Origin of the sequence: Luteimonas soli (assembly GCF_042648865.1) — a bacterium.
Taxonomy (GTDB): domain Bacteria; phylum Pseudomonadota; class Gammaproteobacteria; order Xanthomonadales; family Xanthomonadaceae; genus Luteimonas; species Luteimonas soli.
This window is the reverse complement of sequence record NZ_JBHRYA010000011.1, coordinates 1-19,512: the sequence shown is the minus strand read 5'-3', so window position 1 is coordinate 19,512 and position 19,512 is coordinate 1. Positions and strand designations below refer to the sequence as shown.

General features: G+C 69.1%; 14 protein-coding genes and 1 pseudogene. 4 read left to right on the top strand and 11 right to left on the bottom strand.

Annotated elements, in window-relative coordinates:
- Window positions 1–93: 93 nt before the first annotated feature.
- Entirely contained in the window at window positions 94–1,500 is a 1,407-nt protein-coding gene (gltX, locus tag ACFONC_RS14340; protein ID WP_386745199.1) for a glutamate--tRNA ligase, read from the bottom strand.
- Between the two features lie 233 nt (window positions 1,501–1,733).
- Between gltX and lpxH the strand changes: the two genes are divergently transcribed.
- Window positions 1,734–2,480, top strand: coding sequence for a UDP-2,3-diacylglucosamine diphosphatase (gene lpxH / locus ACFONC_RS14335; RefSeq protein WP_386745197.1), 747 nt, complete (start codon window positions 1,734–1,736; stop codon window positions 2,478–2,480).
- Window positions 2,481–2,569: 89 nt separating this feature from the next.
- Here lpxH and ACFONC_RS14330 read toward each other — a convergent pair whose 3' ends face one another.
- The 6 genes from ACFONC_RS14330 to ACFONC_RS14305 all read right to left on the bottom strand — a co-directional run bounded on the left by ACFONC_RS14330 (window position 2,570) and on the right by ACFONC_RS14305 (window position 8,749).
- Complete coding sequence (locus tag ACFONC_RS14330; RefSeq protein ID WP_386745196.1) at window positions 2,570–3,025, bottom strand: hypothetical protein; 456 nt, start codon at window positions 3,023–3,025, stop codon at window positions 2,570–2,572.
- Between the two features lie 95 nt (window positions 3,026–3,120).
- Window positions 3,121–3,927: a ferritin-like domain-containing protein gene (locus ACFONC_RS14325; protein WP_386745194.1), complete on the bottom strand. Its 807-nt coding sequence runs from the start codon at window positions 3,925–3,927 to the stop codon at window positions 3,121–3,123.
- A gap of 153 nt (window positions 3,928–4,080) precedes the next feature.
- Window positions 4,081–5,553: an amidophosphoribosyltransferase gene (purF, locus tag ACFONC_RS14320; RefSeq protein WP_386745191.1), complete on the bottom strand. Its 1,473-nt coding sequence runs from the start codon at window positions 5,551–5,553 to the stop codon at window positions 4,081–4,083.
- Window positions 5,554–5,613: 60 nt separating this feature from the next.
- On the bottom strand, window positions 5,614–6,600 hold the full coding sequence (locus ACFONC_RS14315; protein WP_386745190.1) for an SPOR domain-containing protein: 987 nt from the start codon (window positions 6,598–6,600) through the stop codon (window positions 5,614–5,616).
- A 65-nt stretch (window positions 6,601–6,665) separates the two neighbouring features.
- Entirely contained in the window at window positions 6,666–7,970 is a 1,305-nt protein-coding gene (folC, locus tag ACFONC_RS14310) for a bifunctional tetrahydrofolate synthase/dihydrofolate synthase (protein WP_386745281.1), read from the bottom strand.
- 134 nt (window positions 7,971–8,104) lie between these two features.
- On the bottom strand, window positions 8,105–8,749 hold the full coding sequence (locus tag ACFONC_RS14305; protein ID WP_386745188.1) for a histidine phosphatase family protein: 645 nt from the start codon (window positions 8,747–8,749) through the stop codon (window positions 8,105–8,107).
- A 383-nt stretch (window positions 8,750–9,132) separates the two neighbouring features.
- On the opposite strand from ACFONC_RS14305, the gene ACFONC_RS14300 reads away from it, so the two are divergent.
- Window positions 9,133–9,351 carry a DUF6289 family protein gene (locus ACFONC_RS14300; RefSeq protein WP_386745186.1) on the top strand — a complete coding sequence of 73 codons (219 nt, stop codon included), beginning with the start codon at window positions 9,133–9,135 and terminating at the stop codon, window positions 9,349–9,351.
- A gap of 67 nt (window positions 9,352–9,418) precedes the next feature.
- Here ACFONC_RS14300 and ACFONC_RS14295 read toward each other — a convergent pair whose 3' ends face one another.
- Genes ACFONC_RS14295 through ACFONC_RS14285 form a run of 3 tightly spaced genes read right to left on the bottom strand, consistent with a single transcriptional unit; the run spans window position 9,419 to window position 15,998 of the window.
- On the bottom strand, window positions 9,419–11,596 hold the full coding sequence (locus tag ACFONC_RS14295; RefSeq protein WP_386745184.1) for a S46 family peptidase: 2,178 nt from the start codon (window positions 11,594–11,596) through the stop codon (window positions 9,419–9,421).
- Between the two features lie 51 nt (window positions 11,597–11,647).
- Entirely contained in the window at window positions 11,648–13,828 is a 2,181-nt protein-coding gene (locus ACFONC_RS14290) for a S46 family peptidase (protein ID WP_386745182.1), read from the bottom strand.
- Window positions 13,821–15,998, bottom strand: coding sequence for a S46 family peptidase (locus ACFONC_RS14285; protein WP_386745180.1), 2,178 nt, complete (start codon window positions 15,996–15,998; stop codon window positions 13,821–13,823). Before ACFONC_RS14285 ends, ACFONC_RS14290 begins: the two co-directional genes overlap by 8 nt.
- Before the next feature lie 177 nt (window positions 15,999–16,175).
- Between ACFONC_RS14285 and tdh the strand changes: the two genes are divergently transcribed.
- Window positions 16,176–17,210, top strand: a complete 1,035-nt coding sequence (gene tdh / locus ACFONC_RS14280; RefSeq protein ID WP_386745279.1) for an L-threonine 3-dehydrogenase — start codon at window positions 16,176–16,178, stop codon at window positions 17,208–17,210.
- A 67-nt stretch (window positions 17,211–17,277) separates the two neighbouring features.
- Window positions 17,278–18,471 (top strand): glycine C-acetyltransferase, encoded by a 1,194-nt coding sequence (gene kbl, locus ACFONC_RS14275; RefSeq protein WP_386745178.1) that lies wholly within the window; start codon window positions 17,278–17,280, stop codon window positions 18,469–18,471.
- Between the two features lie 351 nt (window positions 18,472–18,822).
- Here the strand turns inward: kbl and ACFONC_RS14270 are convergent.
- Window positions 18,823–19,329: pseudogene (locus tag ACFONC_RS14270) on the bottom strand (hypothetical protein); the annotation flags it as partial.
- Window positions 19,330–19,512 lie beyond the last annotated feature (183 nt).

Here is a 19,512-nt window from a genome sequence, read left to right as displayed (position 1 = left end):
CAAGCCGAAGCGCGTAGGGCGGGTCTTGACCCGTCACTTCGTGCGCTTGATGCGTCGCTTGGTGGCAAGGCGGGTCAAGACCCGCCCTACCGGCTATCCAGCGGCAGGAATCCTGGTCAACGCCGCGTCGATGCGCCCGAGCGCTTCATCGCGACCTGCCAGGTAAATCGTGTGCGCGATGTCGGGGCTGACCTGGGTGCCGGTGATCGCCACGCGCAGCGGCTGGGCGACCTTGCCCATGCCAAGTTCGAGCGTTTCCACCGTGGCGTGGAACGCGGCGTCGATGGCCTCGGCCGTCCACTCAGGCAGCGCGGCCAGGCGCTCGCGCATGTCGCGCAGCGGCGCGGCGGCTTCCGGCTTGAGGTGCTTGGCGACGGCCTTGTCGTCGTACTGCGTCAGTGGCTGGTACCAGACCAGTGCGCGCTCGGCCATGTCCTTGAGCGTCTGCACGCGGTCGCGCAGCGCGACGACCACGTCAGCCGGCGCGGGGCCGTTGGAGAGGTCGCAGCCGGCCTGCTGCAGGTGCCATTCGAGGTGCTTCGCGACCGCCGCCGGATCGTCGCTCTTGAGGTACTGCTGGTTGAGCCAGCCGAGCTTGGCCGGGTCCAGGCGCGAGGCCTTGGCGTTGACGTCGCGCAGGTCGAACAGCGACTGCATTTCACTGATCGAGAATATCTCCTGGTCGCCGTGCGACCAGCCCAGCCGCACCAGGTAGTTGAGCAGCGCGTGCGGCAGGTAGCCGGCGTCGCGATACTGCATCACGTCGGCGGCGCCGGTGCGCTTGGACAGCTTGGCGCCCTCCTCGTCGAGGATCATCGGCAGGTGCGCGAACGCGGGCACTTCGGCGCCGAGCGCACGGTAGATGTTGATCTGGCGCGGGGTGTTGTTGACATGGTCATCGCCGCGCACCACGTCGGTGATCTTCATGTCGAGGTCGTCGACGACCACCGCGAAGTTGTAGGTCGGATAGCCGTCCGGGCGGAAGATCACCAGGTCGTCGAGCTCGCTGTTGGCGATCTCGATCCGGCCCTTGACCTTGTCGTCCCAGGCGACGACGCCGTCGAGGGGATTCTTCAGCCGGATGACGCGATTGGGATCGTCCCGGTACGGCGCGCCCTGCTCGCGATAGGCGCCGTTGTAGCGCGGCTTCTCGCCCTTCGCCATCGCGGCCTCGCGCATCGCATCGAGTTCTTCCTTCGACTCGTAGGCGTAGTAGGCGCTGCCGGTCGCGACCATCTGTTCGGCGACTTCGCGGTAACGCTCGACGCGCTGCGTCTGGTAGACCGGGCCCTCATCGTAGTCGAGCCCGAGCCAGTCCATCGCGACCAGGATCGCGTCGATGGCTTCCTGCGTGCTGCGCTCGCGGTCGGTGTCCTCGATACGCAGGATGAACTGCCCGCCGCGGCGGCGCGCTTCCAGCCAGCAGTACAGCGCGGTGCGCGCGCCGCCGATGTGCAGGTAGCCGGTGGGACTGGGGGCGAAGCGGGTGCGGCAGGTCATGGCAGGCAGGCGAAAGCGGGAGAACCCGAATTTTACCGTAGGTCGGGGCTACGCCCCCGACACCACGCCTGCCCACGTCCTTGTGGGAGCGGCTTCAGCCGCGGGCTTTTGCACGAAGCCGTCCCCGGCGAAGAACCCGCGGCTGAAGCCGCTCCCACAAGAGCATCGGGCGTCGTGTCGGGGGCGTAGCCCCGACCCCGTATCGCGTACGGGGCGGGCTCTACAATGGGGCAATGACGATCCTTTTCATTTCCGACCTGCACCTGGACCCCGCCCGTCCGGAGATCACCCGCCTGTTCGGCGAGTTCCTTGAGGGCGAGGCGCGAGGCGCCGAGGCGCTGTACATCCTTGGCGACCTGTTCGAGGCCTGGGTGGGCGACGACGACCCCTCCGAAACGGGCGCCTTCGTCGCGGAGAAGCTCAAGGCCCTGGCCGACAGCGGCGTGCCGGTGTCGTTCATGCATGGCAACCGCGACTTCCTCCTCGGCGGGGACTACGCGCGACGCGCCGGCATGGCATTGCTCACCGATCCGACGCGCATCGACCTGTACGGCAAGCCCACGCTGCTGATGCACGGCGACACGCTGTGCACGGACGACGTGGCCTACCAGCAGTTCCGCGCGCAGACGCGAGACCCGGCGTGGCAGGCGCAGTTCCTGTCGCAGCCGCTGGCCGCGAGGCTGGCGTTCGCGCAGCAGGCGCGCGCGGCCAGCCAGGCGCGCCAGGGCGAGCTGCGCGAGGCCGGGACGATGGAGACGATCACCGACGTATCGCCGGCAACGGTGGAGGCCACCTTCGTCGAATACGATGTCGACGCGATCATCCATGGGCATACGCATCGGCCAGCCGTGCATGAACTGGAAGTCGCCGGCCGTCCCCGGCGGCGCGTGGTGCTCGGGGATTGGTACGAGCAGGGGTCGGTGCTGCAGGTATCGCCGCAGGGGTTCGATTTGTCGGCGCTGGCAGCGCCGTCGCGCTGACGACGCCCTCGCAGGAGCGGCGGAAGCCGCGAGCTTTCCCATGCAGTCCCACACCGCGGGCGTCGGGGCGTAGCCCCGACCCACGGCGGTCACTCGCTCGTACGCGCGCAGCCGTGCATGCGCTGGCCGGCGTAGTCCCAGGTCGCGGTGAACTCGAACTCCTGGCCTGACATCGAGTCGCTGCACCCGACGCGGGTGATGTCGAGGTTGAACGGCCGGCCGTCGTCCTCCCCGGAGAACGCGACGCCCTTCGCATGGGCGATGCGCACGCCCTGCAGGGTGCGCCCTTCCGGCATCTCCGGGGTGACGAAGTGCAGGACGTCACCCTCGACGTCGATCGCCCAGAACGGCTCGTTGCCCTGCGCGCGGAAGCCCTCGCCGGCGAGCACGTCGCCCTCTCCCGATGCGGGCGCCGTGGCATCCACCGGCTCGCCGGCACCGGCGGCCGGGGCGGCCCCCGCAGGGTCGCCGGCACGGTCCGGCGCGGTGCAGGCGGCCGTGCACGCCAGCACGAAGATCAGGGACAAACGATTGCATCGGGTCATGCGGACATTCCCTCCGGAGTCACCGTGCGCACGCTAGCGGCATGGCCTGCAAGCCCGGGTGATGGTCGCGGCCGGAGGTGGCCTCCGTTCAGCTTTCAGCCGGACAGCTGCCGCAGCGCCGCCAGCTCATCCTCGCCGAATCCCGCCGCCGCGCGGGCCTCGAAGTTGAATGGTCCATGCAGCACGGCGCGTGCGTACTCGGCCAGGAGCTCGCGGAATTTCGGCCCGGGCGCGACGCCGGCGCGCTCGCAATGCCAGCGGAACCAGCGCGACCCGGCGGCGACGTGGGCCACTTCCTCGCGCAGGATGACTTCGAGGATCGCGGCGGTTTCTTCGTCGCCCAGCGCGCGCAGTTTCACGATCATGCCGGGCGTGACATCGAGGCCTCGCGCCTCCAGCACGCGCGGCACCAGCGCCATCCGCGCCAGGCCGTCGTGCGCGGTCTTCTCGGCCATCTCCCACAGGCCGTTGTGGGCGTCGAAGTCGCCATAGTCGTGATCGAGTTCGCGCAGGCGCCCGCGCAGCATCGTGAAATGGCGCGCCTCGTCGCTGGCGACCGACACCCAGTCCGCGTAGAAGCCCGCCGGCATGCCGCGGAAGCGGTACACCGCGTCCCAGCCCAGGTCGATGGCGTTGAACTCGATGTGCGCGATCGAATGGATGAAGGCGGCGCGGCCCTCGTCCGTGCCGAAGCCGCGCCGCGGCAGCTCGCGCGGATGCACCAGCCGCGGACGCGGCGGACGGCCGGGCATGGCGATGGGTTCGGGCGCGGGCGCGGCGTCGTCGATCACCAGTTCGCCACGGGCGAAGGCTTCTGCGGCGGCGAAGGTGGCGGCGACCTTGTCGTCAGGCGAGGCGGCGTCGAGGCAGGCGCGGGCGGCGGTGAAGAGGGATGTCCTCACCGCTCTATTCCTGCAGGAGCGGCGGAAGCCGCAAGCTTTTGCGTAACGAAGAGCAAATCCCCCATACCCCCTTTTTCAAAGGGGGCAAGAGCTAAAAGATCGCGGCTGAAGCCGCTCCCACAAGGATCGCCACCATCACGGCGATCGCCCGCCTCACGACGCCAGGCGGCGCTTGCGCTTGGCCTCGTCCGAGCGCAGCTGCCGGATGCGTTCGAAATAGCCGGGCTCGATCCCGGTCACGTACTCGCCGCTGAAGCACGAGCTGTCGAAGCGCATGCCGGGAAATTTCGGCCCGGCCACGGCGGCTTCCAGGTCGGGCAGGTCCTGGTAGACCAGCCAGTCGCAGCCCAGTATCTGCTCGATCTCCTTCTCGCTGCGCCCGTTGGCGACCAGTTCGTCGGCCGACGGCATGTCGATGCCGTAGATGTTCGGGTGCCGCACCGGCGGCGCGGCCGAGGCCAGGTAGACCTTGCGCGCGCCTGCGTCACGCGCCATCTGCACGATTTGCGTGGAAGTGGTGCCGCGCACGATCGAGTCGTCGACCAGCAGCACCACGCGGTTGCGGAATTCCAGCGGGATCGCGTTGAGCTTGCGCTTGACCGACTTCGCGCGCTCGCCCTGCCCCGGCATGATGAAGGTGCGGCCGACGTAGCGGTTCTTGACGAAGCCCTCGCGGTACTTCACCCCCAGCACGTTGGCGATCTCCATCGCCGAGTCGCGCGAGGTGTCGGGGATCGGGATCACCACGTCGATGTCGTGGCCGGGCCGCTCGCGCAGGATCTTCTCGCCCAGGGTCACGCCCATGCGCATGCGCGCCTTGTGCACCGAGATGTTCTCGATCATCGAGTCCGGGCGGGCGAAGTACACGTATTCGAAGATGCACGGCGTGCTGCCGGCGGGCTCGGTGCACTGGTGCACGTGCAGTTCGCCGCGCGCGGTGACGACCACGCCCTCGCCCGGCGCCACGTCGCGCATGCGCTCGAAGCCGAGGATGTCCAGCGCGACCGACTCCGACGCCACCGCGTACTCCGTGCCGCCTTCGGCTTCGCGCTTGCCGAGCACCAGCGGACGGATGCCGTGCGGGTCGCGGAATGCCACCAGGCCCAGTCCGAGCACGGTCGCGACCACGGCGTAGCCGCCTCGCGCGCGACGGTTGACGCCCTCGATCGCGCGGAACGCGGCCTCCGGGCCCAGCACCTGCTGCCGGTCGAGCTCATGCGCGAACACGTTGAGCAGCACTTCCGAATCCGACTCGGTGTTGATGTTGCGCCGATCCTGTTCGAACACCTCGCGCCGCAGCGCATCGGTGTTGATCAGGTTGCCGTTGTGCGCCAGCGCAATGCCGTAGGGCGAGTTGACGTAGAACGGCTGGGCCTCGTCCAGGCCCTCGCTGCCTGCCGTGGGGTAGCGGCAGTGGCCGATGCCCACGCGGCCTTCCAGCAGCGCCATCGCGCGGTTGTCGAACACGTCGCGCACCAGGCCGTTGCCCTTGTGCACGCGCAGCTGGGTGCCGTTGGCAGTGGCGATGCCCGCCGCGTCCTGGCCGCGATGCTGCAGCACGGTCAGTCCGTCGTACAGCGCTGCCGCGACTTCAGTGGTTCCGACGATGCCGACGATGCCGCACATGGAGGTTCTGCCGTTTGCTGGAGGGAGTCAGGCGCGGCGGGCCGCACCGGGAATGTGGGGTCAGGGGTGCGAGCGCACCAGTCCGTTGCTGATGCCGAGCCTGGCGCGGAGGCGACCGTTGAGCTGCTCGGCCTCGGGCCGGCTGACCACCGGCCCGGCCAGCACCCGGGTCAGGGTGCCCTTGTCGGTCTGGACGGTTTCGGTGAAGGCGCTGAAACCGGCAGCGCGCAGCTCATCGCGCTTGGCGGTGGCCTGGGCGGCATTGCTGAAGGCCCCGATCTGGACCGCGAAGCCGACGCCGGCCGTCGCGGCGGGCTTCGGCGGCTCCACGGGCTTGGTCGCCGGTTTCGGCGCCTCGGCAGGCTTTTCGGCGGGCTTGCTGGCGACAGGTTCGGCCGGCGCCGGGCGCGCCGGTGGCACCGGTTCGGGCGCGGGCTTGGCCGCAACCTGCGCGGCGGGTTCGGCCGCGTCCAGTGCGATCACGCGCGCCCCGGCGTACTTGCCGGCGCGCGCGGCTTCCACCCGCGCGATCTCCGCGTCGGCGCGGGTTGCGTATGGGCCGATCCGTACCCGCCAGGCCTGCTTGTCGCCGACCTGGCTGGCCTCGCGATACGCAGGCAGCCGCGCGTCGCGCAGGCGCGCGACGACGGTGTCGGCGCTCACGCTGCTGTCGTAGGCGGCGAAGTGCACCGCGTAGTCGCCACCGGCGGCGGTGGGCGGCAGCATCGTGGCCTGCGCGTCAGGACCACCCGCCTGCGGCGTGTCGCGGCCGGAAGGCGCAGTGGTGGTGTCGACGGTCGGCAGCGCGCCGTCATCAACGTCCGGCGCCTGCAGGCCGACCACGCCGCCCGCGGGCGCCTCGTCGGGCACCACCAGCGGCAGGTCGCGGGTTTCGTACTCGCCCTGCGGGGCGTCGGGCACCTTCAGCGATACGTCCGAGACGCCGCTGTCGGGCGCCGGCCCCTTGACCAGCATCGGCAGGAAGATCACCGCGAGCGCAACCAGCACGGCGGCACCGATCAGGCGCTGCTTCAGTTGTGAGTCCACGGTCCGGTTTCCATCGCAGCCGCGAGGCGGCGGGCCGGCAAATTATACGCGGGCCGCGCGGGTGCTCATGAACCCCGGGCTGCCAGCCACTGCAGCGCGGCAGTGGCGGTGTGGAAAGAACCGAACGCGAGGATCCGGTCCCCCGCACGCGCCTGCGCGAGCGCCGCCGACAGCGCGGTGTCCACGTCGGGATGGCGGTCGCCGCGCGCCGCGGCCGTGCCGGCCAGGCGTCCGGCCAGCCCCTCGACCGGGACGCCGCGCGGTCCGTCCGATTCGAGCCCGGCGAGGAACCAGGCGTCGATCCGCTCCCCCAGCGCGCCCACTACGCCGGCCACGTCCTTGTCGCCGAGGGCGGCGTAGACGACCAGTTCGCGGCCGATGGCCGGCGCGGCGTCCAGCCATGCCGCCAGCTCACGCGCGGCCTGCGGGTTGTGGCCGACGTCGACCACGATCTCCACGCCGTCGCGCACGAACCGCTGCAGGCGCCCGGGCAGGCGCGCCGTGGCGACGCCCTCGGCCCATGCCGCATCCGGGATCGGCGCGTCGAGCGCGCGCAGCGCGGCGATCGCGGTCGCCGCGTTGCGCAGCTGCACCGGCGCGGCGAGCCGAGGCAGCGGCAGTTCCAGCTCGCAGCCGACTTCGCGCCAGCGCCAGCGGTCGGCCTCGATCCGCTCGAAGAAGAAATCGTTGTCGATGCGCCAGGCCGAGGCCCCGATCGCATAGGCGTGGCCGAGCACGCTCGACGGCGGGTCGGCCTCGCCCAGCACCAGCGGCTTCCATGGCCTTGCGATGCCGGCCTTCTCGGAGCCGATCAGTTCACGGTCGCTGCCGAGCCAGTCCTGGTGGTCGAGGTCGACGGTGGTGATCACCGCGACGTCGGGGTCGACGACATTGACCGCGTCCAGGCGCCCGCCGAGGCCGATTTCCAGGACCGCCAGGTCCAGCGCACTGCGTTCGAACAGCCACAGCGCGGCGAGCGTGCCGTACTCGAAATAGGTCAGCGGGACCTCGTCGCGCCCGTCGCCATCCACACCGGTGCGCGCGACCTCGACCGCCTCGAATGCTGCCACCAGCGAGGCGTCGTCCGCATCACGGCCATCGATGCGCACGCGCTCGTTGTAGGCCAGCAGGTGCGGCGAGGTGTAGGCGCCGACCTTCCAGCCGGCCGCACGCGCGATCGCCTCGACGAAGGCAACGGTCGAACCCTTGCCGTTGGTGCCGCCGACGGTGATGACCCGCCGTGCCGGGCGCGCCAGACCCATGCGTGAGACAACTTCGCGCACGCGATCCAGGCCCATGGCGATGGATCGCGGGTGCTGGCGCTCGATGTAGGCGAGCCAGTCGGGGAGGGTGTGGGACACGGGGCCGATTGCCGATTGCCGATTGCCGATTGCCGATTGCCGATTGCCGATTGCCGGGATTGTAGGACGGGTCTCGATCCGTCGCCGGCCGATGACGCAGCGTCGGCAGGTCGACGTTGGCGACTGGCGGGTCGAGACCCGCCCTACAGTGCCCGATGCACCGCTTCCCCGAACAGCGGCGTGTGGTGCGAGCAGTCGTTGAGGCGGACGACTTCGAGATGGTCGACGTCCGCGCCTTCGAGCAGGTTCAGCGTGGTCGGCGCCTGGCGGAAGGTCCACAGGCGCGCCAGCGGGATGCCGAGCACGCGGCACAGCAGGACGCGGTTGACGGCATCGTGGGCGACGACGAGCAAGGTGTCGTCCGCGCCGAGGCCCTCGACTGCGCGCGCCAGCGCCGGCCAGGCGCGGTCGAATACGTGCTGCAGCGATTCGCCGTCCGGCATCAGCACTTCGTGCGGTGCGTCGCGCCAGGCGACCAGGCGCGCGGGGTCGCGTTCATGGATCTCGGCGGCAAGCAACCCTTCCCAGGTGCCGTGCGCGATCTCCATCAGCCCCGGATCGAGCGTGAGCATGCCGACGCGCGCCTCGCCCAGCGCAAGTTCGGCGGTACGGCGCGCGCGCGACAGCGGCGAGGCGACGGCGCGGTCGATGCGCACATCGCGCAGGCGTTCACCCAGCGCGCGCGCCTGGGCCTCGCCCACCGGCGACAGCGCGATGTCTTCCTGGCCCTGGTAACGGCCTTCGGCATTCCACTGCGTTTCGCCGTGGCGGGCGAGCAGTATCTTCATGGGGCGAGTCCACCTCCGCGGGGGCGGCGGCAGCGTAGCAGACACGTGGCTGTGGGCGACAGGTCCGCGTGGAAAACTCTTGCAGGTGGCTGAAGCCGCCCCTGCAATGGCCTCGCGGGCATGGGAACACCGCGTGCAACGACGCGCAGCGGAACAGCCGTTGCCCGTCGCAAAAAACGCAACCGATGCACATTGCGGCGTGACGCATTCCGCAAAGGTGCAATGGTGCATCGCGTCGTCGAAAATCTTCATCGATGACTAACGGAACCCGAACATTTTTCCTCCTAGCTTCGTCACGCCGGAAAACGTGCCGGTGCATCCGTCCGCAGGTTGCCGGTCATCCGCCGCGACCTGCATCGCAACCATTCCAGGAGAATCGCTCCATGCGCATCAAACTCGTCATCGCCCTCGGACTTTCGGTCGCACTGGCCGCGGGACTCGCCATCGCCAAGCCGCGAAACGGCGCCCTGGGCGTCTACCTCGACGACAGCGGCAACGTCGTCGGCACCTTCAGCGTCAGTTGCGATGGCGTCTTCGGCTACAGCGGCACCCGCACCAGCCATCCGGTGACCAACGGCCAGCTGATGTGCAACCTGCCCTGAGCGGGCGGTAGGAGTTGCATGAAAAACGGCGGCCCGAGGGCCGCCGTTTCCATTCCAGCATCGGGATTCAGCGCTTCGGCGCGAGCCCGAGTTCCTCCAGCACCTGCGGCGCCGGGTAGACCTCCTGCATGATCCAGCGCACGTAGCGGCCGTCGACGGCGATCATCCGCGTCATGTCCGGGTCGAACACCCAGTTCGACACCACCGCTTCCCAGTTCATGTCGAAGGCCAGGCCGACCAGCCGCCCGCGCGCGTCCATCACCGGCGAACCGGAGTTGCCGCCGGTGATGTCCAGGTCGGACAGGAAGTTCACCGGCACCGTGCCCAGGCGCTTGTCGGCCAGCCCGCCGTAGCGCTTGGCCTCGATCGCGTCGAGCAGGGGCTGCGGCGAATCGAACGGCTCCTTGCCGGTGGTCTTGGCCGCGATCTGTTCGAGGGTGGTGAACGGCAGCTGCTTCGCGCCGTTGAGCTTGGTGTAGGGCTGCACGTGGCCGAAGGTGATGCGCAGCGAACCGTTGGCGTCCGGGTACACCGCCTCGCCCTCGTCCTTGCGGTAGTCGGCAACCGCCTGCAGGTACACCGGGCGTGACAGCAGCGCGTCGCCGGCGCGCGCCTTGCGCTCGGCCTCGCGCTCGAGCAGCGAGGGCATGACCGCGACCGCATACTCGATCGCGGGATCCTTGCTCGACTCGAAATCCTCGCGCGAGGCCTGCAGCCAGCGCAGGCGTTCGCCGGTGCCGTCCAGCTTCGTCTTCGCCAGCGCGTCCAGGGCCTTCTCGACGTGTTCCTCGTCGCCGCCGCCAAGCCACTGATCGAGCGCGGCGTCGTGCTGGGCCTCGGGCAACGCAACGTACTGCTGCAGCCAGTAGCGCTGCAGCTGGCGGTCCATCTCCGGCACGTAGCGGCGCTCCATCTGCTGCATCGCGCCTTCGATCCTGGCGTCGTCGCGGTCCTGGTAACCGGCCTCGCGCTGCGCGTCGGGCTTCTCGTGCTCGATCGCACGGCGGTACAGCGTCAGCGCGGCGTCGATCACGCCGGTGTTGTTGAAGCGCGACACGACCAGGTCGCGCTCGCGCGTGGCGCGGGCATCGGTGGCAAGCGCGACGAGCTTGTCGTGCGCTTCCAGCGCCGGCTTGCCGTCATCGCCCTGTTCGCGCAGCCATGCGAGCACGGCGGCCTCCTCGTCGCGCTTGCGCTGCGCGGCGCCGATGCGCTCGAAGCCTTCCACCTGGCCGGTGTAGTTCTTCATCGTGTTTTCCCAGCCGCGCACGGTGCTGGCGTACTTCACCGCGATGTCCGGGTCCTTGATGCCGGCCGCGTCGACCAGCGCCGCGAGCGCGCGGTAGTGCTTGGCGATCGCCGGGTAGCTCCAGCCAGCGGCGTTGTCGAATTCGTCGGCCAGCGCGTAGCGCGCGGTGCGGCCGGGATAGCCGGCGACCATGACGAAGTCGCCTGCGCCCAGCGGCTTGTCGGCGAACTTCAGCCAGTGCTCTGGCTTGTACGGCACGTTGTCTTCGGCGTACGCGGCGGGCTTTCCGTCCTTGCCGACGTAGGCGCGGTAGAAGGAGAAGTCGCCGGTGTGGCGCGGCCACATCCAGTTGTCGATGTCGCCACCGAAAGCACCGACGCTGCCCGGCGGCGCGTAGACCAGGCGCACGTCGCGGATTTCAAGGTTCTTGAACAGGCGGTAGGTGTTGCCGCCTGCGAAGCTGTAGAGGCGGCAGCGGTAACCGCCGCCTGCCTCGCAGCCGGCTACCAGCTGCTTCTCGATGTCGTCGAGCGCGTTGGCGCGGCCCAGCGCATCGGGCGCGGCGTCGATCGCGGCCTTGACCCTGTCGGTGACGTCCTGGATCGATTCGAGCGCGTAGATGCGCGCGTTCGGGCCGGCGGACAGCTCGTCGCCGCGCTGCGCGGCGTTGAAGCCGTCGGTCATCAGGTTGCGTTCGGGCGTTGAGTTGAGCTGGATCGCGCCGTAGGCGCAGTGGTGGTTGGTGATCACCAGGCCTTCGGGGGACACGAAGCTGGCGGTGCAGCCGCCGAGCGAGACCACGGCGCCCATCGGGTCGCCGGTGAGGTCGGCCAGGTCGTCGGGGTCGAGCTTGAGGCCGGCCTTTTTCAGGGTCCTGGATATCTCCGGCAACTGCTGCGGCACCCACATGCCCTCGCCGGCACGGGCATTGCCCGGCAGCGTGGCCGCCAGCGTCGCCACGGCGGCGGTCGCCGCGGCCAGAATCGTCATTCGCATGTCTGTTTCCTGCTTGTTGGATCGTGGTGGTGATGCGTGGATGGCGCGCGCCTACTCGGCGGGCAGGCGCATTTCCTCGAGCAGCCATGGCGCCGGATAGACCTTGGACATCAGCCAGCGCATGTAGCGGGTGTCGACATGGATGCCGCGTTTGTAGCGGGGGTCGAACATCCAGCTGGCGCTGACCGCCTCCCAGTTGCTGTCGAAGTGCAGGCCGATCAGGCGGCCGTTGGCGTCGAGCACCGCCGAGCCGGAGTTGCCGCCGGTGGTGTCAAGGTTGGTCAGGAAGTCGACCGTCTGGGTCTTGAGCACAGGATCGATGGTGCTGCCGAAGTCGCCCTTGGCGATCGCCTCGAGCAGCACGTCGGGCGCGTCGAAGGGGGCTTCGCCGGTGTGCTTCTCGACGATGCCGGCCACGGTGCTCAGCGGCGCGTAACGCACCGCGTCGCGCGGGTGCAGGTCGATGACGTTGCCGAAGGCGATGCGCAGGGTCGAGTTGGCGTCCGGGTAGACCGCCCTGCCCTGCGACTCGCGGTAGCCGATCAGGCCCTCCATGTACGACGGGCGCAGCCGCAGCAGTTCGCCGGCGAGCTGCTTGTCGGCGTCCTCTTCGCGCAAGGCCGCCGGGAGCAGCCTGGCCGCCGCCTGCATCAGCGGATCGGTCGAAGCCTTGACGGCAGTCGGCTCGGCGACGAGCAGGCGCAGGCGTTCGGCTTCATCGTCGAGCGCGGTGTCGGCGTACAGCCGGTCCATCGTCTTCGCGACCGCCGCGGCATCGGTTCCGAACACGGCGTCGATCTCCGCGATGTGCTGATCCGCGGGAAGCGCGCGATGGCGCTCCAGAAGCTCGGCCAGCAGGGCCTTCTCGACCTTCGGGTCGAAGCGCCGCGTGGCCTGCTCGAGCGCGGCCTTGATCCGGGCCTCGTCGCGCTCCTGGTAGCCGCGCTCACGCCCGGCGTCCGGCTTGCCGCGTTCCAGCGCCAGCCGCTGCAGGCGGTAGGCGGCAGCCAGCAGTTCGGTGCGGCCGCGGATCTGCGCGAACAGCTGCGAGGCCTCGTCGCCGGCGTGCGAGGCGGCGATCAGCGCCTGCGCGGCGTGGATGTCGGCTTCGAGCGCGTCCGCGCCCGGCTGCCCGTCCAGCCATGCCAGCATCGCAGTCTCGTCGGCGCGCCGCACCGCGACCGCGTCGCTGCGCTGCATGCCGTCGAGTTCGCCGCGGGCACGCTTGAGCCCGTTCTTCAGGCCAGCCACGGTCGAGGCATACGCCACTTCGGCGGCCTTGTCGCCAGCGGAAGCGGCTTCGATCGCGTCGATCATCGCGCCGTACAGGTCGATCCGCGACGGCAGCCCGATCTCGACCTGGTGCGCGAATTCCATCGCCATGCGGTGGCGGTAGGTGCGGCCGGGATAGCCGGCCAGCATCGCGTAGTCGCCCTCGGCGACCGGGTCGGTGGAGACTTCCAGCCATGCCTGCGGCTCGAATGGCACGTTGTCCTTCGAAAACTCCGCGGGCTTGCCATCCTTGCCGACGTAGGCGCGGTAGAAGGCGAAATCGCCGCTGTGGCGCGGCCACATGAAGTTGTCGATCTCGTCGCCGTAGTTGCCGACCGCCTCCGGCGGCGCGTACACCAGCCGGATGTCCTTCAGCTCGAGCTGCTTGATCAGGTAGAAGTCGGTGCCGTAGTACATGTCGGCGACGCTGCAGCGATAGCCCTCGTCGGCCTCGCATTCGGCGACCAGCGCCTTCTCCGCGACGTCCACCGCGTCGTAGTAGGCGCGGCCGGTCTTGCCGCGCGCATCGGCGAGGATGCGGTCGGTGACCTTGTCGAAGGCAACCGTCACCAGCACCCGCGCGCCCGGGCCGGCGGACCGCTCCGCGGCGCGGTCGGCGGCGATGAAACCCTTCTCCAGCAGGTTGTCTTCCGGCGTCGAGTTCAACTGGATCGCGCCGCGGGCGCAGTGGTGGTTGGTGACCACCAGGCCCTGCGGCGAGACGAAGCTGGCGGTGCAGCCGCCCAGCGACACCACCGCGTTCATCGGCGGCTTCGTGAGGTCCGCCAGCGCGGCGGGGTCGCCCTTGTAGCCGGCGGCGCGCAGCTGGTCGGCGATGGCCGGCAGCTGCGACGGCAACCACATGCCTTCGCCACCCGCATCGTCGGCGTGCGTCGGCGCGGCGGCCAGGCAGAGGGCCGCCGCGAGGGCGGCGGCAATCGGGTTCTTCTTGTCAGTCATGCGGCAGTCCCATCTCCTCGAGCAGGCGCTCGGCGTGGTCGATCTCGTCCATCACCCAGCGCATGTAGCGCGTGTCGACGTGGATCGAACGGGTCAGGTCGGGGTTGAAGATCCAATCGGCGCTCAGGCTTTCGTAGTTGCCGTCGAACAGCAGGCCGACGATCTCGCCCTTGCCGTTGAGCGTGGGCGAGCCGGAGTTGCCGCCGGTGGTGTCGACGTCGCTGAGGAAGTTCACCGGCACGTCGCCCAGTGACTCCATGCGGTACTGCGCGCCCTTGCCCGCCGCGATCGCCTCGAGTTCGGCCTTCGGCGCGTCGAACGGCTCGACGCCGGTGTCCTTCTCGACGATGCCGGCCAGCGTGGTGAACGGCTCCATCTGCACGGCATCGCGCGGCGAGTAGCCGCGCACGGTGCCGAAGGTGATGCGCAGGGAGGAGTTCGCGTCCGGATACACGGGCTTGCCCTGGGAGGCGTTGAAATCGATCATCGCCTGCATGAACTGTGGTCGCAGCGCCGATATCCGTCCGCTGCGCGCCTCGCCTTCGTCCTCCAGCCGCAGCAGCGCCGGCACCACCTGCACCGCGAACTGCAGCGCGGAGTCGTCCGAGGCCTCGATCGCCGCGCGGTCGGCTTCGAGCAGCTGCAGGCGCACGGCTTCGTCGCCGAGCCTGCTGCCTGCGTACAGCGCGTCGAGCTTCGCGTCGAGGCCGGGCGCGGACTTGTCGCCCGTGCCGACGCCGAGCCACCGGTCGAGTTCCGGCACCCGGTGTTCCGCCGGTACCTGTGCCAGGTAGCGCTCGATGCGCAGCTTCATCAGCGCCTTGTCGACGTTCGCGTCGTAGCGCTTGTCCATCGACTTCATGCGCCCCTCCAGGCGCGCGGCGTCGCGCTCCTGGTAGCCGCTTTCGCGCTCCGCGTCGGGCTTGGCCTGCTCGATCGCGTTGCGATAAAGGCTGACCGCGGTGCCGGTGAGGCCGCCGGAGGCGACGCTCGGGAACCAGCGGTCGCGCTCGCGTGTCGCTTCGTCCGCGGCGAGCTCGCGCTCGAGATCGGCGAGCGCCTCGACCTGCGCCTTGCCCTCGGCGCCGCGCTGCGCCAGCCACGCCTTCAGCGCGTCTTCGCGGGCGCGCTTCATGCCGACCGGGTCGTCCATCTGCGCGAAGCCGTCGAGCTGGCCCTGGTAGAGCTTGAGCGCATTGTTGATGCCGGCAACGGTCGAGGCGTACTTCAGCGCCGCGGCCTTGTCGCCCGCGGTGGTGCGCTCGATGGTGGACAGGTAATCCTTGAAGTAGGCGACCGATTCCGGATAGCCGTAATCGATGGTGTCCTTCACTTCGGAGGCCAGCCGGTAGCGGTTGGTGCGGCCCGGGTAACCGGTCACCATCACGTAGTCGCCCGCCGCCAGCGGCTCCTGCGACACGGTCAGCCAGCTTTCGGGCTCGAACGGAACATTGTCCTTCGAGTACGGCGCCGGCTTGCCGTCCTTGCCGACGTAGGCACGCAGGAAGCCCCAGTCGCCGGTATGGCGCGGCCACTCGAAGTTGTCCTCGTCGCCGCCATACTTGCCGATCGACGCCGGCGGCGCGTAGACGAGCCGCACGTCCTCGATCTCGAGCTGGCGGATCAGCGAGAACTCGAGCCCGCCGTTGAAGTTGTAGACGTTGCAGCGCAGGCCGCCCGGCTCCTCGCATTGCGCGACCAGTGCCTTGCTGCGCGCGTCGATAGCGTCGTAACGGCCCTTGCCGTCCATGCCATCGAGGCCCTCGACGATCCGGTCGGTGACGTCGGTGATCGCCTGGGTCACGTAGACGCGCGCGTTGGGGTCGGCCGGCAATTCATCGGCGAAGCTGCCGGCGACGAAGCCGTTGGCGAGCAGGTCGTTCTCGGGCGTCGAGTTGTAGGCGACCGCGCCGTAGACGCAGTGGTGGTTGGTGATCACCAGCCCCTGCGGGGAGACGAAGCTGGCCGTGCACCCGCCGAGGCTGATGACCGCGTCGAGCGGCTTGGCGGCGAGGTTCGACAGGTCTTCCGGCGCGATCTGCAGGCCGCGCGCCTTGAGCTGCGCGGCCAGTTCGGGCATCTGTTTCGGTTGCCACATGCCTTCGTCGGCACTGGCGGCGGTGGACAACACGGCGACCACAAGGGCCGCGGGCAACAGGCGCAGGTGCACGGTCTCTCCTTGAAACGGGTGATGGCAAGGCAACTTCGAACCTTAGACACAGGGGGGCCATGGAGGCAAATGCCGGCGGTCACGGCGAGGCCCGCGGTCCGGGCGGGCGGTACAATCGCGCATCCGCACCGACCTCCAGGCCACGCCATGCCGCCAGTCACCAGCCAGACCCCGCAGATCCCCTCCACCATGAAGGCGCTGGTCAAGCGCGAAGCGGCCAAGGGCATCTGGATGGAAGAGGTCCCGGTCCCGCAGCCGGGCCCGAACGAGGTCCTGATCAAGCTCGAGAAGACCGCGATCTGCGGCACCGACCTGCACATCTACCTGTGGGACGAGTGGAGCCAGCGCACGATCAGGCCGGGACTGGTGATCGGCCACGAGTTCGTCGGCCGCATCGTCGAGCTCGGGTCCGCGGTGAACGGCTATGCGATCGGCCAGCGGGTCTCGGCCGAAGGCCACATCGTCTGCGGCCATTGCCGCAACTGCCGTGCCGGCAAGCAGCACCTGTGCCCGAACACCGTCGGCATCGGCGTCAACCGCGACGGCGCGTTCGCCGAGTACATCGTGATGCCGGCCACCAACCTGTGGCCGATCCCCGACCAGATCCCGTCCGAACTCGCCGCGTTCTTCGACCCGTATGGCAACGCCGCGCACTGCGCGCTGGAGTTCGACGTGGTCGGCGAGGACGTGCTGATCACCGGCGCCGGCCCGATCGGGGTCATGGCCGCCGGCATCTGCAAGCACATCGGCGCTCGCAACGTGGTGGTCACCGACGTCAACGACTATCGCCTGAAACTCGCGGCCGACATGGGCGCCACGCGCGTGGTCAACGTGACCAACCAGTCGGTCAAGGACGTGATGGCGGACCTGCACATGGAAGGCTTCGACGTGGGCCTGGAGATGAGCGGCAACCCGCGCGCGTTCAACGACATGCTCGACTGCATGTACAACGGCGGCAAGGTCGCCCTGCTCGGCCTGCTGCCCAAGGGCGCGGGCGTGGACTGGGACCGGATCATCTTCAAGGGCCTGACCATCCACGGCATCTACGGCCGGCGCATGTACGAGACCTGGTACAAGATGACCCAGCTCGTGCTCGACGGCTTCCCGCTGGGCAAGGTGCTCAGCCACCAGCTGCCGGCGGACGACTTCCAGAAGGGCTTCGACCTGATGGAATCGGGGAAATCCGGCAAGGTCGTGCTGAGCTGGAATTGACGCAGGGCGGGCCTCGACCCGCCTTCCGCGCATCAGGCGGGTCGAGACCCGCCCTACAGGAATCGACATGTCACTCACCCAACGCTACGCCGACACCCTCGACGAAATCCGCGACGCCGGCCTGTTCAAGGCCGAACGGATCATCACCAGCCCGCAGGCGGCCGAAATCACGCTGGAAGACGGCCGCACGGTGTTGAATTTCTGCGCCAACAACTACCTCGGCCTGGCCGACCACCCGGCGATGATCGAGGCGGCCAAGGCCGCGCTCGATACCCATGGCTTCGGCATGGCCTCGGTGCGCTTCATCTGCGGCACCCAGGACCTGCACAAGCAGCTGGAAAAGACGATCGCCGACTTCTTCGGCAAGGGCGACACGATCCTCTACGCCGCCTGCTTCGACGCCAACGGCGGCCTGTTCGAACCGCTGCTGGGCGAGAACGACGCCATCATCTCCGACGCACTCAACCATGCCTCGATCATCGACGGCGTACGGCTGTGCAAGGCCAGGCGCTACCGCTATGCCAACTGCGACATGGCGGACCTGGAAAAGCAGCTGCAGCAGGCGCGTGCCGACGGTGCCGGCACGATCATGATCACCACCGACGGCGTGTTCTCGATGGATGGCTTCATCGCCCCGCTCGACGAGATCACCGCACTGGCGGCGAAGTACGACGCCCTGGTCCACATCGACGAATGCCACGCCACCGGCTTCATCGGCGCCACCGGCCGCGGCTCGGCCGAGGTCAAGGGCGTGCTGGACCGCATCGACATCATCACCGGCACGCTGGGCAAGGCGATGGGCGGCGCGCTGGGCGGATTCACGACGGCCTCGGCGGACGTGGTCGAACTGCTGCGCCAGCGCTCGCGCCCCTACCTGTTTTCCAACTCGCTGCCGCCGCACGTGGTGGCTGCGGGTACCAAGGCGTTCGAGATGCTCGACGCCGCCGGCGAGCTGCGCGAGCGGCTGGCCGCCAACACCGCGTACTTCCGCGAGAAGATGACCGCAGCCGGCTTCGACCTGAGGCCCGGCGTGCATCCGATCTGCCCGGTGATGCTCCACGACGCCCCACTGGCGCAGAAATTCGCGCAGCGCCTGCTCGAGGAAGGGATCTACGCGATCGGGTTCTTCTTCCCGGTGGTGCCGAAGGGCCAGGCCCGCATCCGCACCCAGGTCAGCGCGGCGCATACGCGTGAGCACCTGGACCAGGCCATCGATGCGTTCACCCGCATCGGCCGCGAGCTGGGCGTCATCAAGGCCTGAGCGCAGTCCCTGCCTCGTGGGAGCGGCTTCAGCCGCGAGCTTTTCGACCCGATGCCGGGCACGCAAAAAGCTCGCGGCTGAAGCCGCTCCTACATGTATCGAGGGGACGGTGCCCGGATCACGTGCATCAAGCGGCCGTGATCATGACTGCAGGCGCTCGTTGCCGATGGATTACTGCGTGGCGGGCTCCCCGCCCTGTTCGTCTGTCGGCGGCTGCGCAGGCGACGGCTCCTCGACCGGCTGCGCAGCGGGAGCCGGGACAGTAGCCGGCAAGGTGCCGGGAGGCGTCCCCGGAACGGGGGCCTGTACTTCGGCCGGCACGGTGCCGGGCGGCGTGCCCGGCGCCGGTGCTGCCTGCGCATCGGTGGCGGGCGCGGCGCCCGGAGCGGGTGCCGCTGCAGGTGCCGGCGCGGCCGGCGCAGCGCCCTTGGCAACGCGCACGCCGCGCGATTCCATCCATGCGCTGAACTCGTCGGCCGTCATGCGCTTGCCGTTCTGGCTCATGTCGAAACGCCAGGGCGTGTTGTCGAATTCGGTCTTCGGCTTGTAGGCGGCCGGGTCGTTGGGGTTGATCGCACTGGGCGCGGGGATTGCCTTGGCGACGTTCTGGCAACCCTCGATGCGCAGGCGCAGCAGCACCTGGTCAGCGGATTGCGACTCGTCATACGCCTGGCTGAGCACGCTGACCTGCGTGCCAAGCTGGTATGACGATGCCGCGAGCTCGCTGGAAACCGGCGCGATGACCGTCGGACGCAGCGGCGCTGCCTGCGGCACGGTCGTGGACGAACAGTCCACGGCGGCGTGCGCGAATCCCGGGACGACCATCAGGCACAGCAGGAATACAGCGGTCTTGCGCATGTCCAGCACCTTCTCTTCGGTGCCCGCGAGTGTAGGTTCGCAGCCGGAATCGGACAAGCCTTGCGCACGCTTGTTCATGTAAAACGTGAACATTGTCGATGTGCGGCAGCCCGGAAAAACGAAGCCCGGCGTGAGCCGGGCTTCGGGGTACTGCATGGAGCGTCGAACTCAGTTCTGGACGTT

Bases quoted from the DNA above. Each gene is read 5' to 3' on its own strand.
- gltX (WP_386745199.1), bottom strand. From the start codon at position 1,500: ATGACCTGCCGCACCCGCTTCGCCCCCAGTCCCACCGGCTACCTGCAC.
- lpxH (WP_386745197.1), top strand. From the start codon at position 1,734: ATGACGATCCTTTTCATTTCCGACCTGCACCTGGACCCCGCCCGTCCG.
- ACFONC_RS14330 (WP_386745196.1), bottom strand. From the start codon at position 3,025: ATGACCCGATGCAATCGTTTGTCCCTGATCTTCGTGCTGGCGTGCACG.
- purF (WP_386745191.1), bottom strand. From the start codon at position 5,553: ATGTGCGGCATCGTCGGCATCGTCGGAACCACTGAAGTCGCGGCAGCG.
- ACFONC_RS14305 (WP_386745188.1), bottom strand. From the start codon at position 8,749: ATGAAGATACTGCTCGCCCGCCACGGCGAAACGCAGTGGAATGCCGAA.
- ACFONC_RS14300 (WP_386745186.1), top strand. From the start codon at position 9,133: ATGCGCATCAAACTCGTCATCGCCCTCGGACTTTCGGTCGCACTGGCC.
- ACFONC_RS14295 (WP_386745184.1), bottom strand. From the start codon at position 11,596: ATGCGAATGACGATTCTGGCCGCGGCGACCGCCGCCGTGGCGACGCTG.
- ACFONC_RS14290 (WP_386745182.1), bottom strand. From the start codon at position 13,828: ATGACTGACAAGAAGAACCCGATTGCCGCCGCCCTCGCGGCGGCCCTC.
- kbl (WP_386745178.1), top strand. From the start codon at position 17,278: ATGTCACTCACCCAACGCTACGCCGACACCCTCGACGAAATCCGCGAC.